General features: G+C 67.1%; 14 protein-coding genes. 8 read left to right on the top strand and 6 right to left on the bottom strand.

Annotated elements, in window-relative coordinates; genetic code table 11:
• The first annotated feature begins 4 nt into the window (after window positions 1–4).
• Window positions 5–1447, top strand: a complete 1443-nt coding sequence (locus QTI05_RS05510; protein ID WP_286541622.1) for an efflux transporter outer membrane subunit — start codon at window positions 5–7, stop codon at window positions 1445–1447.
• On the opposite strand, the gene QTI05_RS05505 is transcribed toward QTI05_RS05510, so the two are convergent.
• On the bottom strand, window positions 1444–2736 hold the full coding sequence (locus QTI05_RS05505) for a porin (RefSeq protein WP_286623242.1): 1293 nt from the start codon (window positions 2734–2736) through the stop codon (window positions 1444–1446). The two genes, QTI05_RS05510 and QTI05_RS05505, sit on opposite strands and share 4 nt — an antisense overlap.
• A 202-nt stretch (window positions 2737–2938) precedes the next feature.
• Here QTI05_RS05505 and QTI05_RS05500 point away from each other — a divergent pair, with 202 nt between their 5' ends.
• The 6 genes from QTI05_RS05500 to QTI05_RS05475 all read left to right on the top strand — a co-directional run bounded on the left by QTI05_RS05500 (window position 2939) and on the right by QTI05_RS05475 (window position 8738).
• Window positions 2939–3586, top strand: coding sequence for a TetR/AcrR family transcriptional regulator (locus QTI05_RS05500; RefSeq protein WP_286623240.1), 648 nt, complete (start codon window positions 2939–2941; stop codon window positions 3584–3586).
• A gap of 160 nt (window positions 3587–3746) precedes the next feature.
• Window positions 3747–4703 carry an amidohydrolase family protein gene (locus QTI05_RS05495; RefSeq protein WP_353505943.1) on the top strand — a complete coding sequence of 319 codons (957 nt, stop codon included), beginning with the start codon at window positions 3747–3749 and terminating at the stop codon, window positions 4701–4703.
• A gap of 18 nt (window positions 4704–4721) precedes the next feature.
• A complete protein-coding gene (locus tag QTI05_RS05490; RefSeq protein WP_286541626.1) occupies window positions 4722–5687 on the top strand; it encodes a Bug family tripartite tricarboxylate transporter substrate binding protein in 966 nt (321 codons plus the stop codon).
• Between the two features lie 90 nt (window positions 5688–5777).
• Window positions 5778–7400 (top strand): sensor histidine kinase, encoded by a 1623-nt coding sequence (locus tag QTI05_RS05485; protein ID WP_286623237.1) that lies wholly within the window; start codon window positions 5778–5780, stop codon window positions 7398–7400.
• Between the two features lie 10 nt (window positions 7401–7410).
• Window positions 7411–8094, top strand: coding sequence for a response regulator transcription factor (locus QTI05_RS05480; RefSeq protein WP_286623236.1), 684 nt, complete (start codon window positions 7411–7413; stop codon window positions 8092–8094).
• A 158-nt stretch (window positions 8095–8252) separates the two neighbouring features.
• Window positions 8253–8738, top strand: coding sequence for an SgcJ/EcaC family oxidoreductase (locus tag QTI05_RS05475; protein WP_286541629.1), 486 nt, complete (start codon window positions 8253–8255; stop codon window positions 8736–8738).
• Window positions 8739–8792: 54 nt separating this feature from the next.
• Here QTI05_RS05475 and QTI05_RS05470 read toward each other — a convergent pair whose 3' ends face one another.
• From QTI05_RS05470 to QTI05_RS05460, 3 genes are read right to left on the bottom strand one after another with little or no spacing between them, the layout of a single operon-like run.
• On the bottom strand, window positions 8793–9830 hold the full coding sequence (locus QTI05_RS05470; protein WP_286623235.1) for a DctP family TRAP transporter solute-binding subunit: 1038 nt from the start codon (window positions 9828–9830) through the stop codon (window positions 8793–8795).
• A 20-nt stretch (window positions 9831–9850) separates the two neighbouring features.
• Window positions 9851–11149: a TRAP transporter large permease gene (locus QTI05_RS05465; RefSeq protein ID WP_286541631.1), complete on the bottom strand. Its 1299-nt coding sequence runs from the start codon at window positions 11147–11149 to the stop codon at window positions 9851–9853.
• Window positions 11146–11700 (bottom strand): TRAP transporter small permease, encoded by a 555-nt coding sequence (locus QTI05_RS05460; protein ID WP_286541632.1) that lies wholly within the window; start codon window positions 11698–11700, stop codon window positions 11146–11148. Before QTI05_RS05460 ends, QTI05_RS05465 begins: the two co-directional genes overlap by 4 nt.
• Window positions 11701–11868: 168 nt before the next feature.
• Here QTI05_RS05460 and QTI05_RS05455 point away from each other — a divergent pair, with 168 nt between their 5' ends.
• On the top strand, window positions 11869–13158 hold the full coding sequence (locus QTI05_RS05455; protein WP_286541633.1) for a Zn-dependent hydrolase: 1290 nt from the start codon (window positions 11869–11871) through the stop codon (window positions 13156–13158).
• 15 nt (window positions 13159–13173) lie between these two features.
• On the opposite strand, the gene QTI05_RS05450 is transcribed toward QTI05_RS05455, so the two are convergent.
• Both QTI05_RS05450 and QTI05_RS05445 read right to left on the bottom strand, forming a co-directional pair.
• Window positions 13174–14355 (bottom strand): amidase, encoded by a 1182-nt coding sequence (locus tag QTI05_RS05450; protein WP_286623234.1) that lies wholly within the window; start codon window positions 14353–14355, stop codon window positions 13174–13176.
• 17 nt (window positions 14356–14372) lie between these two features.
• Window positions 14373–15362, bottom strand: coding sequence for an ABC transporter ATP-binding protein (locus QTI05_RS05445; RefSeq protein ID WP_286623367.1), 990 nt, complete (start codon window positions 15360–15362; stop codon window positions 14373–14375).
• Window positions 15363–15385: the final 23 nt, after the last annotated feature.

Genomic DNA, 15385 nt, shown 5'->3' with positions numbered 1-15385 from the left:
GACCATGACAACGAATCGCATTTCCTCCACTTTGCGCGGCGCCTTGCTGCCGCTGGTTGCCGCCCTGGTGCTGGCCGGCTGTGCGTCGACGGCAGAGCTGTCGTCCGGCGTCACCACGCCGGTGCAGTTCAAGGAAAACGCCGCGACCACCGTGGCGGCCACCGCCGCAGCGCCGGCGCAGGCCGACGGCGCCTGGTGGCGCGCCTTCAACGACAGCACGCTCGACGCGCTGGTCGAACGCGCCGCCGTCAACAACACCAGCGTGCAGCAGGCAGCCGCGCGGCTGGCCGAAGCGCGCGCCATCGCCCGCACCGTCGATGCCGACCGCTCGGTGCAGGTCGGCCTGGGCGCCGGCGCCAACCGCGGCGCCGGGCTGGATCGCGGCAATGGCAGCAAGACGCCGGCCACGCTGATCACGGCCGGCGCCAATGTCTCGTGGGAGCTCGATCTGTTCGGCCGGCTCTCGGGCGCCAGCAACGCGGCGGCGCTCGATGCCGGCTCGCGCGAGGCCCTGCTGCGCAGTGCCAAACTCGCGGTGCAGGCCGAAGTGGCGCAGAGCTACCTGGCGCTGCGCGCGCTCGACGACGAGCGCGCGATCGTGCGCGAAACAGTCGAGGCCTATCGCGGCACCTTGAGCCTGACCGAGCGCCGCTTCCGCGCCGGCGACCTGGCCGAGCTCGACGTGGCCCGCGTCCAGACCGAAATGGCCTCGACCGAATCCGACGCGCTCGCGCTGGATCGCCAGCGAGCCCAACTCGAGCACGCACTGGCCGTGCTGACCGGTGATGTCGCCTCGCAGTTCGAACTGAAAGGCGCCGACTGGACGACGACCCTGCCTTCGATCCCGGCCGGCCTGCCCTCGACCGTGCTGGAGCGCCGGCCCGACGTGGCTGCTGCGCAAAGAACGATGCAGGCGGCGCAGTCCCGCGTCGGCGTCGCCAAGGCCGCCTGGTTCCCGAGCATCGCGCTCACCGGTGCCGGCGGTTATGCATCGAGCGACCTGGGCGACCTGTTCAAGTGGTCGGCCCGCTCATGGGGCGTCGGCGCGCTGATGTCGCTGCCGCTGCTCGATGGCGGCAGGCGCGAGGCCGGCGTGCAGGGCGCCTCGGCGCAGCTCGACGGCGCACTGGCGAGCTACCGCGAGCAGGTGCTGGTGGCGTTCAGGGAAGTGGAAGACCAGCTCTCGGCGCTGCGCCTGCTCGAAGAACAGTCGGCGGTGCAGGCCCGCGCCGTTGCCTCGGCCAAGCGTGCCACCGTGCTGAGCGACGCGCGCTACCGCAACGGCTACGTGAGCCAGCTCGACCTGCTCGACGCGCGCCGCAGCGAACTGCGCAACCGGCGCCAGGCGCTGCAGGTGAAGTCGGCCCAGTACCAGGCGACGGTGGGGCTGATCCGCGCGCTGGGCGGGGGCTGGGAAGCGCCGGCGGTGGTGGGCAAGGTGTCCTAGAAGGCGTGCCTCATGCCGAAGTCATAGCCGGTCGACCTGCTGGGCGCATAGCCCGAGGTGCCGGCGCCGGTTGAAGCGTACGTGGCGGCGGCTCCGGCAATGGCGCCCATGATGGCCGGGTTGTTCTGCCCGTCCTTCACGCGGATGCGTGCCACGGTGGCGTAGAGGGCGGTGCGCTTCGACAGGTTGTATTCGTAGCCCACGGCGAGCTTCCTGACCGAAGCGTCGCGACCCGGCGCGAAGGGCGTGGCCAGCGGGCCAAGGTCGTTGTCGAACTTCACCCACGAATAGGAAGTCTTGAAGAGGCCGGCCCCGAGCGGAACGGTCACCCCGACCAGGCCGCCCTTGTACTTGTCGCTTTCCCGGGTGGTGAGTGCGCCGACGCCCGCAATCGGTGCCGTCGACCTCGACACGTCGCGCACATGCGACAACTCCCCGAAGAGCTTGAAGGCATCGAAATTGTAGGAGGCGCCGATGCTGAAGGTCTTGGTCTTCTCGCTGAGCCTGGCGCCCGTGGCAAGCCCGGCTGCGCTCACCGCGGTGGTATCGGCAGCGGTGCTTTCGCCATAAGCGGCCGCAACATCCAGCGCGCCCGCGGCATAGCCGAAGCGGCCGCCGGCGAAGCGACCCTTCGACGACGGGGTGCCAGGCACATTGCCCTGGCCGACGTTTTCGTGCAGCGCATATTGAAACTGGCCGTAGAAGCCGCCCAGGCCCGGGGGGAGGAAGTAGCCGATGCTGTTGCCGGTTCGCATGTAGTTGTCCGTTGCCGACATCGCGGAACCCGGCCCCTTCGCCACCTGCAGATTGCTGCCGACCGCCGACACCACGTTGGTGCCGACGCCCAGGGTGCTGAAAGGGCTGAAGACGGCATCGTTCCAGTAGGTGGGCGTGTAGTCGCGGCCCAGGCGAACCTCGCCGAAGGGCCCGGAGAAGCTCACGGTGGATCGGCGATTGAAGGCAAACGCGCCGCCCGGCCCGGCGCCGAGGCCTGCATCGTTGGCCAGCCCTGCTTCGAGCCAGAAGCTGGCCGCGAGGCCGCCCCCGAGATCCTCGGTACCCCGGAAGCCCAGCCGACTGGGCGTGGTGCCGCTGCTGGACAGCGCAGTCTGGCTGCGCGTCACGTCGGGCGCGGGCGCGACCGGTCGGGCGGTGTTGTTGTAGAACGAACTCGTCGCGCTGTAGTAGCTGATGCCGGCGTCCATCGCGCCGAACAAGGTGACGGACGATTGCGCCGATGCCGCGCCGGCACAAGACAGCACGGCTGCTGCCACGATGGTTTTCTTCATGGGCTCTCCTCGGTGGTGAAAACTGGCGGTGAATGCCCGTGCGCAGTCGAGCCGCTAAGGTTGCGGGGGCCTGGATCGGACGCGGCACGCAGATCAATTCACGAAGTGTGAATTATGTGGAGTCGCCTGTGGCGCGTCACAGGGGAGTAAAACTTAAGGAATTACCCTAATAATTCACCCAACGTGAGCTTGCATTGAAGAATTGCCCATGAAGAAGACGATTGCGGCGGAAGCCAGAACCCGGGACGCGGATCGCTCCCGCAAAGCCATCCTGCAGGCAGCGAGAAACGAGTTCTCCGTGTACGGCCTGGGTGGGGCGCGGCTGGAGCGGATCGCGGCGGAGGCCAGCGTGCACAAGCGGCTCGTGTACTACTACTTCCAGGACAAGGACGGCCTGTTCTCCGCGGTGCTCGAGAGCGTGTACGAGGAGATACGGGATGCGCAGCTGTATCTCGATCTCAAGGACATGGCCCCCCTGGCTGCGCTGCGGCGGCTCATCGAGTTCACCTGGGACTACTACATTGCCCACCCCGAGTTCATCACGTTCCTGAACAGCGAGAACCTGCACAAGGCCAGGCACCTGGCCGCCTCTCCCCGCATCAAGGAACTGAACTCGCCGCTTCTGCAAACCCTTGCCGGCATCCTCGAACGGGGACAGAAAGAGGGCGTGTTCCGCGCGGGCATCGACCCCATGCAGCTGTACATCACGATGGCGGGCTGCGCCTATTTCTACCTGTCCAACATCCACACGCTCTCGGTCGGCTTCAGTTGCGAGCTCGGCAGCCAGAAGATGCTCACTCAGCGGATGCTGCACATCATCGATGTCGTGACCGCCTACGTCCTGCGGTAACTACGGAGCCCCGGGGCCTTGCAGGCCCCTTTTCTTCGCCCCATAATTCACCAATAGTGAATAAATGGCGTTCTTGCCAGCCAGCAGAAGAGACAACGTGAAAAAAATCGACAGCTACGCACACATCTTTCCGCGTGCCTATTTCGACAGGATGGCCTCGATGGCCAAGGACAAGGGGGCCATCAAGCGGTGGCTGACGATCCCCGTCCTCTACGACCTCGAAGCGAGGCTGAAGATGATGGAAGGGTTCCCCGATTACCAGCAGGTGCTGACCCTCTCGAATCCCCCGATCGAGCTGATTGCCGGGCCCGACGACTCGCCGGAGCTGGCGCGGCTTGCCAACGACGGCATGGCGGCAATCCGGGATGCGCATCCGGAGAAGTTTCCGGCCTTCGTCGCCTCGCTGCCCATGAACAACGTGCCCGAAGCGCTCAAGGAGATGGAGCGTGCAATCACGGTTCTTGGCGCCCGCGGCATCCAGGTCTTCACCAACGTCAGTGGGCGGCCGCTGGACGAGGATGAGTTCTGGCCGATCTTCGAAGCGGCGGTCAACCGCTACGACGTGCCGATCTGGATGCACCCGGCGCGCGGCGCCAACGTGCCGGACTATGCGTCCGAGAGCAAATCCAGGTACGAAATCTGGTGGACCTTCGGGTGGCCCTACGAAACCAGCGCCGCGATGGCACGCATGGTGTTTTCCGGCTTCTTCGACCGCTGGCCGAACATGAAACTGATCACCCACCACATGGGCGCGATGATCCCGTTCTTCGATGGCCGCGTCGGCCCCGGGCTGGATCAATTCGGCAGCCGCACCTCGGACGAAGACTACGAGGGAATGCTCAAGCGAATGGCGAAGCGCCCCATCGACTACTTCCGCATGTTCTACGCCGATACGGCGCTGGCCGGCGGTCGCAGCGGCCTTCGCTGCGGGCTGGACTTCTTCGGTGCGCGCCAGGTTCTGTTCGCGACCGACTGTCCGTTCGACCCCGAGGGCGGCCCCATGTTTCTGCGCACGATCCCCAAGGCGATCGATGAACTCGGCCTGTCGGAATCGGAGCAGGAAGGCATCTATTTCCGCAACGCCCTGCGCTTGCTGAAGCTCCCCTGCGACTGCTGAAACGGAGACATCTCACTCATGAACCCCATCGCTGCACTTGCATTCGGTCTTGCCGTCCTTGGCACCTCGCTCGCCGGCCAGGCACAGAACTATCCCGACAAGCCGGTCAGGATCGTTGTTCCCTACCAGCCCGGCGGCACGGTCGACCTCGTTGCCCGCGTGCTGGCGCAGAGCCTGACCGAGCAGACAGGCACGCAGTTCATCGTCGACAACCGCTCGGGTGCGAGCGGCGCCATCGGCAGCGAGGCCGTCGCCAAGGCCGCCCCGGACGGCTACACGCTGCTGGTCCAGTCGCCCACGCTGATCGCCAATCCGCTGATCAGCCGCAAGGTCGGCTATGACCCGATCCGCGACTTCCGCCCGATCGCCATGCTTGGCTCCGTGCCGATGGTGTTGTCGATTCATCCGTCCCTCCCGGCCAAGACGTTGAAGGAATTCGTCGAATCGGCGCGCGCCAATCCCAAGGGCCATGCGTTCGGCACCTCGGCCGTGGGCTCTCCCATGCATCTGGCCGAGGAAGCGATCAAGAGGGAGAGCAAGCTGGACATTCCCATCATCGTCTACCGCGGTACCGCGGGAGCCCTCAACGACGTGCTCGGAGGGCAGGTCAGCGGCATGATCGATGCGATCCCATCTTCTGCTCCGCACATCGCAGCGGGCAAGCTGAAGCCATTGGCCGTCACCACAAGTCATCGTATTGCGAGCCTGCCCAACGTACCGACCGTGGCGGAATCGGGCTACCCCGGGTTCGAGATGGTGTCGTGGTACGGCCTGTGGGCACCTCACGGTCTTCCCGAGCCGATTGCAAAGAAGCTCGAGGCGCTGGTCCAGAAAGCAATGGCATCCCAGTTCGTGTCGGATCGACTGGCGCCGCAGAGCTTCGAGGCCCAGACGCTGCTGGGCAACAGTTTCAGCGCCTTCATTGCGCGCCAGCAGACGCGCTACATGGTCATCGTCAAGGAGGCCAACATCACGGCGGAGTGACGCAATGGGCGCCACGCCACGCCTCGCCCCGGCACCGTTCGTTAATTTGTTGTTCATGCATCGGCGCATGCTGCGACGCTAAAGTGCCGCATGTTTCGCCTACGACTGTCTCTCGCGTTCGCTGCGCTGGTCGCGCTGGTTTGCATCCAGGCCGCATTCGTCTATCGGGGAGCGAATCGGGTCAACGACTACGCCCAGCACAGCCGGCTGGCCAGCGACATCCTGTCGGAACTGCTGGAACTGTCGGCCAGCAAGCAGCGGCTGCGCGTCTGGGCGTCCCAGCAACTGATGGATGCGAACGCTTCGCCCGAGGTGCGTGACAGCCTGCTGACGCGCATGCAGGCCAGCACGGAGAAGCTCAGGACCCTCGCACGCCGCGATCTTTCCTTGTGGGGCGGAATCGCGGCACTCGAAGAGGTGCCGATACCGCCGGAAGTCGGCCAGCTCGTCGCCATGAGCGAACTGCTCGACGACAACATCGCCTCAGTCCGGGCGCGGCTGTTGGGGTTGGCGCCGCTGGAGCGCGGCGCCGAGTTCGCCAGCGTCTGGCAGGAACTGAACGGCGTGTTCGATGTGGCGCGCGGCCGCGACCTGCGCGAGCTGATCAACGGCGCGATCGAACGACAGCGAAACGTGATGCCCATTGCCCGTGCCGCGACCGAGCGCGGCCTGGACCGGTTGCGCCAGCAGACCATCGGCCTGGCGGCCCTCACGCTGGCTGCAGCCGTCGTGCTCGCGCTGTACTTGAACCGGCGGCTGCAGCGGCCGCTGGATCGCCTGCTCGAAGGCACGCAGGCCTTGCGGGCCGGCGCACTCGACCACCGCATCGCGCTGGGTTCGCGCGACGAGTTCGACCGCGTCGCCGAGCACTTCAATGCGATGGCAGCCGAATTGCAGCAGCACCGGCACGACGCCGATGCGGCGCGTCGCCGGCTCGAGGATGCGGTTCTGGAGCGCACCAGCGAGCTGCGCGCGGCGCACCAGACACTGCAACAGATCGACCAGCGGCGCCGCCAGCTTCTCGCCGATCTCAGCCACGAGCTTCGCACGCCGGCCACGGCGATCCGCGGAGAGGCGGAGATCGCCCTGCGCGGCGCCGACAAGCCGCTGCCCGAGTACCGGGAGACGCTGACGCGCATCGTGGGCGGCGTGAAGCAACTCACCGGCGTGATCGACGACCTGCTTCTGGTGGCCAGGGCCGAAGCCGATCAACTGGCGATGCGGTTCGGCGCGGTCGACCTGGCGGAGCTGCTGGGCGACGCCACCGAAATGGCTGGCGCGCTGGGTGCACGGCACAACGTGCGCGTTGAGCTGGAAGCACCGGGTGCCGACCTGCCCGGGGTCACGCTCCAGGCCGATGCCGATCGCCTGCGGCAGGCGCTCGTCATCGTGCTCGACAACGCGGTGCGTTATTCGCGCACGGACGGGACGGTTCGGGTGAGCTGGCAGTCGACCGACAGCCGCGTGCAAGTGCGTGTGGCAGACGAGGGGATCGGTATCGATGCGGACGAGTTGCCGACGGTGTTCGAGCGTTTTGTCCGTGGCCGCCGCGCCCGCGTGCACCGGGCCGACGGAACCGGTATCGGGCTGTCGATCGCGCAGGCCATCGTGCACGCCCACCATGGCCATATCGACATCGAGAGCGTCCCCATGCAGGGCACCACGGTGCGCATCGAGTTGCCCTGCCTGTACAGTCCCACCCTCTCATCGTGACGCAAGAATCATGAACATACTGGTGGTCGAAGACGACATGCGTGTCGCCGACTTTCTGTTGCGGGGGCTGCGTGCCGAGGGGTACCGCGTGCAGCTCGCGCGCACCGGGCCCGAGGGCCTCGAACTCGCGCGCAACAGCGATCTTTCGCTGCTGCTGCTGGATCTGATGCTGCCCGGCCTGAGCGGCCTGGAGTTGTGCCAGACGCTGCGTGCCGAAGGCCACCACGTGCCGGTGCTGATGCTGACCGCGCTGAGCGAAACCGAGGACAAGGTCAGTGGCCTGCGCCTGGGTGCCGATGATTACCTCACCAAACCCTTTGCGTTCGAGGAACTGCTGGCGCGCATCGAGGCCCTGCTGCGTCGCGGCCGGGAGCAACGGCCCAGAGCCACCACGCTGCAGGTGGCAGACCTCGTGCTCGACCGGGAACGCATGCAGGTCACCCGTGCCGGCAAGCTCGTCCCGCTGACCGCCAAGGAACTTGCATTCCTCGAGCTGTTGATGACGGCCCCGGGTCGCGTCTACAGCCGCGAGCGCATCCTCTCCAATGTCTGGGGCACCAACGAAGACCCCCTGACCAACATCGTCGACGTCTATGTCCGCCGTCTGCGGGCCAAGGTCGACGATGGCCACCCCGTTGCATTGCTGAAGACGGTGCGCGGTGTGGGCTATCGGCTGGATGCCGTGCCGGGCTGAGGCAGTTCATCCGATGTTCATGTGCGCGTCACCCCGGATTCATGGTGAACAACGGGTGGTGTTCATGGAGGGACCGAAGAATGAAGTCCTGTCTCGCAAACGCGATGCAGCACCGGAAATCCCGGTGATCGACTACTCATTTCAAAAAGGAAAACTCCATGAATGTGCTTCGTACGCTCTCCCTCTCGGCAACGACGGCGGCGGTTCTCGCCATTTCAACCACTGCCTTCGCGCAGGCGCCGGCCGCGGGGATCTGCGTGCCGGCCACCGAGCCGCAGATCGCGGCGTTGTTCGACCGCTGGAACGACTCGCTGCGCACGCTGGATGCCGACAAGGTCGTCGCCAACTACGCCGTCGACGGCGTGCTGCTGCCGACCGTTTCGAACAAGCCGCGCACGAACCCGGCGGAGATCCACGACTACTTCGTCAAGTTCCTGAAGGACGCGCCGCAGGGCACGATCGACCAGCGCATCATCAAGATCGGCTGCAACGTGGCGCAGGACGTCGGCACCTACACCTTCAAGTTCAAGGACGGCAAGAAGGTGAATGCCCGCTACACGTATGTCTATGAGTGGGTGAACGGCCAATGGTTGATCGCGCACCACCACTCTTCGGCAATGCCCGAGGTCGTCGCGGGCAAGTAAGAAGCGCAAGAAAAAGCCCCGCTGTGCGGGGCTTTTTCTCAAGGCGGGATCGACCTACTGCTTGCGTCCCGCCACCGCCTTCTCGGCCTTGTTCACCAGGTCGGCGCCCACAGTGGTCTTCCACTTCGCATAGACCGGCCGGGTTGCCTTCACGAAGGCCTCGCGTTCCGCGGGCGACAGTTGCGTCACGGTCACGCCCATCCCGGCGATGTCTTTCAGCACGGGCTTGTCGGCTTCGACCAGGCCCTTGCGGGCCAGCGTGATTTCCTGCTTGCCGGCATCGATCGCGGCCTGCTTCACGATGGCCTGGTCGGCCGGCGTCCACGAAGCCCAGATCTCCTTGTTGACCACGAAGATCAGCGGGTCGGCCACGTAGCCCCAGGTGGTCACGAACTTCTGGCCCACGTTGTGCATCTTCAGCACGGTGAACAGGAACAGCGGGTTCTCCTGGCCGTCGACCGCGCCGCTGGCGAGCGCGGGCTGGGCATCGGCCCAGCTCATCTGCGTCGGGTTGGCGCCGAGCGCGGTGAAGAGGTCGGCGAACAGCGGCGAGCCGACCACGCGAATCTTCATGCCCTTCAGGTCTTCGGGCGACTTGATGGCTTTCTTGGAATTGGTGAGCTCGCGATACCCGTTCTCGCCCCATGCGAGCGGCACCACGCCGGCGCGGTCGATGGTGGCGAAGATTTCCTTGCCGACTTCGCCCTGCGTCAGCGCGTCGATCGCCGCGTAGTCGGGCATCAGGAACGGCATGGAGAACAGATTGAGTTGCTTCACCTGCGGCGACCAGTTGATGGTCGAGCCCACGGCCATGTCGATCACGCCCTGGCGCAGTGCGCTGAATTCGCGCGTCTGGTCGCCCTGGATCAGTGACACGCCCGGGTAGAGCTTGATGTTGATGCGGCCGTGCGTGCGCTCCTTCACCATGTCCGCCCAGAGCTTGCCGGCCTGGCCCCAGGGCGTCGGCGGCCCGAGCACCAGCGACATCTTGTACTCGGCCTTGTAGGCGGTCTGGGCGGGCGCGGCGACCGAGAAGGTGGCGAGCGCGGTGGCAACGGCGGCAAGGCCGAGCAGCGTGCGGCGGAATTTCATGGTTGTCTCCTTGGGAAAAATCAATAACCGAGTTTGGCGGGAAGCCACAGGGCAAGCTGGGGCCAGACGATCACGGCCACCATCACGAGGAACATCGCAAACAGCATCCAGCCGACCCAGCGCACGGTCTCTTCCATGCGCACGTTGGCGATGCGGCAAGACACCATCAGGTTGACGGCCAACGGCGGGGTGAACTGGCCCAGCGCCACCTTGAGAGTGAGGATCACGCCGAACCAGACCGGGTCCCACTTGTAGAACTGCACGATCGGCCACAGCAGCGGCACGAAGATCAGGAAGATCGAGACACCGTCGAGGAACATGCCGACGGTGATCAGCATCACGATCAGCAGCGACAGCACGCCGTATTCGCCGAGGCCCGAGTTCACGATCGCATTGGCCACCGGATCGATGACGCCAAGAGTAGAGAGCGAGTAGGCAAAGATGCCCGCCAGCGACACCACCAGCAGGATCACTGCCGACAACTCGCCCGACTCGCGCAGGATCACGAACAGGTCGCGCACCTTGATCGTGCGGTAGATCACCATGCCGACGAACAGCCCGTAGAACACGGCGACCACGGCCGCTTCGGTCGGCGTGAACCAGCCGGCACGCATGCCGCCCAGAATGAGCACCGGCGCTGCCAGGCCCCAGGTTGCTTCGCGAAAACTCTTCCAGAAGGCCGGCCGCGGCAGGGTCGCTTCGAGCGCGCCCATCTTGTGCGAGCGCGACATCCACACGGCCGGAACGATCAGCGCCAGCCCGGCCAGGATGCCCGGCACCATGCCGGCCGCGAACAGCGCCGGCACCGAGGCACCGGGCACCAGCACCGAATAGACGATGAACGCCACCGACGGCGGAATCAGGATGTCGGTGGCCGCCGCGGCGCCCACCACGCTGGCCGAGAACGCGGGCGGGTAGCCGGCGCGCGACATGGCCGCGATCATCACCGCGCCCACCGCGGCGGCGTTGGCCGGGCCCGAGCCCGAGATGCCGCCCAAGAACATCGCCACCAGGATTGCCACCATCGGCAGCATGCCGGGGCCGCGCCCAACCACCGAGATCGCAAAATTGACCAGGCGCAGCGCCACGCCGGAACGGTCGAAGATCGAGCCGACCAGCACGAACATCGGGATCGCGAGCAGCGGGTACTTGCCCAGGCCTGCATAGAAGTTCTGCGGCACGGCCAGCAGGCCGAACCATTGCGCATCGGCATTGGCCAGCGCGATGCAGGCGGCGCCCGCCAGGCCGAGCGCCGCACCGATCGGTACGCCGACCAGCATCAGCAGCACGAAGGCGACGAAGAGCAGGGTGGCGATCATTCGGCGTCCCGGTCGTCGCGTCTTCCGCGTCGCACGAACAGACCACAGGCGCGCAATGCAATCGCGGTCGAAACGATCGGCAGCCAGATCGAATACCACCACTGCGGCACGCCGATGCCCGGCGAGGTTTCGTCGAACTTGTAGTCGTCCCAGACCATCCGCACGCTCAGGCCAGCCATCAGGAAGAACAGCGCCGCCACCAGCACCGCGCCGAACTGCGACAGCCGCTTGCGCCGCGCCATCGAGCCGCTTTCGGAGAAGTATTCGATGCGGATGTGCCGGTCGCGCGCCACCGCGGCCGAGCCGGCCACCATGGCCAGCAGGATCATGAGGAACACCGAGAACTCCTCCGTCCATGCGAACGACGAGTCGGTGAAGTAGCGCACCAGCACATTGGCAAAGGTGATGCAGGCCAGCAGGCCCATGATGACCACGGTGGCCCAGTCTTCGATGGCGAGCGGCACGCGGGCCTGTTCGTCGGTGGCTTCGATTTCGGGGGGCAACGGGCTGGCGGCGTCCAGCACGGGGCCGGACTCGGGAGAGGAGGACATCGGGGAGGCAAAGTGTTGACGAGGCGCCGCGCCCGCCAGTAGTGCGTGCGGCGCCGAATCGTAACGGCTGTGACTTTTCCGGCCCATAGGGCTTACCTTGACCGGCTGCCTTGCGCGACAGGCCACAGCCGTACCATGGACGGGCACGCTTTCTGCTGCCGAATCCTCATGACCACCACCCTCACACCTCCACGCGCGGCCGTCAGGCTTGCCGACCTCGCCATCGACCCGCAACGTCTCTGGGCCTCGCTGATGGAACTGGCCCGCATCGGTGCCACCGACAAGGGCGGCGTGTGCCGTCTGGCCCTCACCGACCTGGATCGCCAGGGCCGCGAACTGTTCGTGCGCTGGGTCGAAGAAGCCGGCTGTAGCGTGCGCGTCGACGCCATCGGCAACCTGTTCGCGCGCCGGCCGGGGCAGAACCCGGCGCTGCCGGCCGTGGCCACAGGCAGCCATATCGACACACAACCCACCGGCGGCAAGTTCGATGGCAACTACGGCGTGCTGGCCGGCCTCGAAGTGCTGCGCACCCTGAACGATGCCGGCATCCGGACCGAGGCGCCGCTCGAGGTCTGCGTCTGGACCAACGAGGAGGGTTCGCGCTTCGTGCCGGTCATGATGGGCTCGGGCGTCTATGCCGGCGCGTTCACGCTCGACCACGCCCTGACAGCCGCCGACCGCGACGGCATCACTGTCGACTCAGCCCTGCGCAGCATCGGTTTTGCGGGCGAGTCACCGGCCTCGGTGGCGTCCGGCGCGCCGGCCTTCGGCGCGTACTTCGAGGCCCACATCGAACAGGGTCCGGTGCTCGAAGATGCCGACATCCCGCTCGGCGTGGTGACCGGCGCGCTCGGCCAGCGCTGGTACGACGTGGTCGTGACCGGCCAGGAAGCGCATGCCGGCCCGACCCCGATGAAGCTGCGGCGCGACGCGCTGCAGGGCGCCACCGGCCTGATGCAGATGGTGAACCGCATCGCGATGGATGAGCAGCCGGATGGGCGCGGTACCGTGGGCTACGTGCATGTGCACCCCAATTCGCGCAACGTCATTCCGGGCCGCGTGACCTTCACGGTCGACCTGCGCCATGCCGACGACGAAGGCCTGAACCGCATGGATACGCGCATCCGCCAGGCGTGTGCCGCGCTGCAGGCGCAGGGTGGCCTCAGCGTGACGATCGAGCAGACCGTGTATTTCCCGCCGGTGCGTTTTGCCGACGCGCTGGTGAACGCGGTGCGCGAGGGCGCCGCGCGCGCGGGCCTGCCGCACCTCGACATCGTGAGCGGCGCGGGCCACGACGCGGTGTACGTCGCGCGCGTCGCGCCGGCCGCGATGATCTTCGTGCCCTGCAAGGACGGTATCTCGCACAACGAGATCGAAGACGCCCGGCCTGAACACCTGGCCGCCGGCTGCAACGTGCTGCTGCACGCGATGCTGGACCAGGCCGGCGTCGCTGCGTGAAGGCGCGGGTGGGGGTCAGGCGGCGATGCGTTCCGCCAGACCGACCAGCGACCGGTCCGAACCCGCCGGCCCGAGCAGCGAGATGCCCAGCGGCGCGCCATCGCGCTGCGCGAGCGGCATCGACAACTGCGGAAAGCCGCTGAGCCCGGCCACGCAGAGCATGCGGATGGCCTTGTTGCGGTAGTCCTCGAGGCTGCTTTCGGGCGCGGCGCGCAGCGGCGCGATGTCGGGCATGGTCGGCATCAGCAGCACGCCATCGTGGCCGAGCAATGCGGCGAGCTGTTCGCGAAACTTCGCGCGGAAGGCGCGGGCGCCATTCACCTGCGCGTCCGTCACGTCGCGCGACCAGGCAAAGCGTTCGGCCACGCCAGGGCCGAGCGGCGGCGCGTAGCGCTCGATCAGCGGGCCGTCGGTGAGCCAGGCTTCGCGCGCCTGCACGTAGCGGAAGTTCCAGTACATCGCGTCCCAGTCGCCGAGCGCGATCGCTTTCACCGGGCTGGCCGTGCCCAGCACCGCCTGCACCTGGTCGGCGGCGCCTTTCAAGGCTGCGGCAACGGGGGCGTCGAGCATCGCCCAGATGTCCTCGGGCCACAGCAGCCGCACCGGGGTCGGCAGCGGCGACGCATCGGTGCCCAGCAGCACGTCGGCCACGCGCGCGAAGGTGCCGACATCGCGCGTGAACCAGCCGCAGGTGTCGAGGCTCGGCGCCAGGTCGAGCACGCCCGCGAGGCTGATGCGGCCGTGCGTCGGCCGCAGGCCGTACAGGTTGCAGTGATTCGCCGGCGCGCGCACCGAGCCGCCGGTGTCACTGCCCAGCGCAAAGTCGCACAGGCCTGACGACACGGCCGAGGCCGAGCCCGACGAGCTGCCGCCCGTGATGCGGTCTTTCGCGGCGCCATTGACCGGTGCGCCGAAGTGCGCGTTGTTGCCGTTCATCGAGAACGCGAGCTCGTCGGTCACGGTCTTTCCGACGAAGCGCGCACCGGCATCCAGCAGCCTCTGCACGGCCGGCGCGGTGGTGGTCTTGATGCCCGACATCGCGAGCAGGAACGGGCTGCCGCCGCCGGTCGGGTAGCCGGCCACGTCGTACAGATCCTTCACACCGAAGCTCAGGTCGGCCAGCGGGCCGGTCGCAGCGCGCGGCACCAGCACATCGGGGTAGGGGACGAAGGCGTGGGCAGGGTCGTGCAGGGGCATGGTGCGGTGGGTGAAGGTCAGGCGACGACGGTCGGTGCGATGGCGGCCGCGGCGTCGATCCGGATGCAGCGCGCCCGGTGGTTCGGCGCGAGTTCGATGGCGGGCGGCTGCGCCGCGCGGCAGGCGTCGGTGGCGAGCGTGCAGCGCTCGGCAAATGCGCAGCCCGGCGGCAGCGCCGAGAGATCCGGTGGTGCGCCTCCGATGGTCTCGAGCCGAGTGCCGCGCGCCATCGCGCCGTGGGCGCGGCTCTTGAGCAGCGCGATGGTGTACGGATGGCGCGGCGAGCGGATGAGCTCGCGCGTGGTGCCTTCCTCGACGATGCGGCCCGCATACATCACGGCGATGCGATCGGCCACCTCGACCGCGGCGCCGATGTCGTGCGTGACGAACACCACCGAGAGGCCGAGATCGCGCTGCAGCTCGCGCAGCAGCAACAGGATCTGGATCTGCACGGTGGCATCGAGCGCGGTGGTCGGCTCGTCGGCCAGCAGCAGTTGCGGCCTGCAGGCCAACGCCAGCGCGATCATGGCGCGTTGGCGCATGCCGCCTGACATCTCGTGCGGGTAGGCCGCAAGCCGCCGCTCGGGGCTAGGAATGCGCACGCGCTCGAACAGCTCGAGTGCACGCTGGTGCGCCTCGGCGGCCGACACGGGCTCGTGCCGGCGGATCGATTCCACGATCTGCGCGCCGACCGAGTACACCGGGTCGAGCGCCAGCAGCGGTTCCTGGAAGATCATCGACGCGACCTTGCCGCGGAAGTCGGTGATCTCGCGTTGCGACATCGCCAGCACATCGCGTCCGGCCACGCACACCTGGCCGCCCATGCGCGTGCGGCGCTCGGGGTGCAGGCGCAGCATGGTGCGCATGGTCACGCTCTTGCCCGAGCCCGATTCGCCGATCAGCGCCACCACCTCGCCGCGCTGCACGTCCAGGCTTACGCCGCTGACCGCGTGCACCGGCTTGCGGCCCCCGGTGAAGGTGACGCTGAGGTCGCGCAGGCTGACCATCGGCTCGGCGGTGTTCGTGGTGT

This window comes from Variovorax fucosicus, assembly GCF_030316825.1.
Classification (GTDB): domain Bacteria; phylum Pseudomonadota; class Gammaproteobacteria; order Burkholderiales; family Burkholderiaceae_C; genus Variovorax; species Variovorax fucosicus.
The sequence above is the reverse complement of the archived record's forward strand: the minus strand, read 5'-3'. Positions and strand labels throughout refer to the sequence as shown.

What these genes read in the sequence shown, in the direction of transcription:
- QTI05_RS05475 (WP_286541629.1), top strand. Translation starts at nt 8,253, where the DNA reads ATGAATGTGCTTCGTACGCTCTCCCTCTCGGCAACGACGGCGGCGGTT.
- QTI05_RS05455 (WP_286541633.1), top strand. Translation starts at nt 11,869, where the DNA reads ATGACCACCACCCTCACACCTCCACGCGCGGCCGTCAGGCTTGCCGAC.
- QTI05_RS05510 (WP_286541622.1), top strand. Translation starts at nt 5, where the DNA reads ATGACAACGAATCGCATTTCCTCCACTTTGCGCGGCGCCTTGCTGCCG.
- QTI05_RS05450 (WP_286623234.1), bottom strand. Translation starts at nt 14,355, where the DNA reads ATGCCCCTGCACGACCCTGCCCACGCCTTCGTCCCCTACCCCGATGTG.
- QTI05_RS05495 (WP_353505943.1), top strand. Translation starts at nt 3,747, where the DNA reads ATGGCCAAGGACAAGGGGGCCATCAAGCGGTGGCTGACGATCCCCGTC.
- QTI05_RS05485 (WP_286623237.1), top strand. Translation starts at nt 5,778, where the DNA reads ATGTTTCGCCTACGACTGTCTCTCGCGTTCGCTGCGCTGGTCGCGCTG.
- QTI05_RS05460 (WP_286541632.1), bottom strand. Translation starts at nt 11,700, where the DNA reads ATGTCCTCCTCTCCCGAGTCCGGCCCCGTGCTGGACGCCGCCAGCCCG.
- QTI05_RS05505 (WP_286623242.1), bottom strand. Translation starts at nt 2,736, where the DNA reads ATGAAGAAAACCATCGTGGCAGCAGCCGTGCTGTCTTGTGCCGGCGCG.
- QTI05_RS05470 (WP_286623235.1), bottom strand. Translation starts at nt 9,830, where the DNA reads ATGAAATTCCGCCGCACGCTGCTCGGCCTTGCCGCCGTTGCCACCGCG.
- QTI05_RS05490 (WP_286541626.1), top strand. Translation starts at nt 4,722, where the DNA reads ATGAACCCCATCGCTGCACTTGCATTCGGTCTTGCCGTCCTTGGCACC.
- QTI05_RS05465 (WP_286541631.1), bottom strand. Translation starts at nt 11,149, where the DNA reads ATGATCGCCACCCTGCTCTTCGTCGCCTTCGTGCTGCTGATGCTGGTC.
- QTI05_RS05445 (WP_286623367.1), bottom strand. Translation starts at nt 15,362, where the DNA reads ATGGTCAGCCTGCGCGACCTCAGCGTCACCTTCACCGGGGGCCGCAAG.
- QTI05_RS05480 (WP_286623236.1), top strand. Translation starts at nt 7,411, where the DNA reads ATGAACATACTGGTGGTCGAAGACGACATGCGTGTCGCCGACTTTCTG.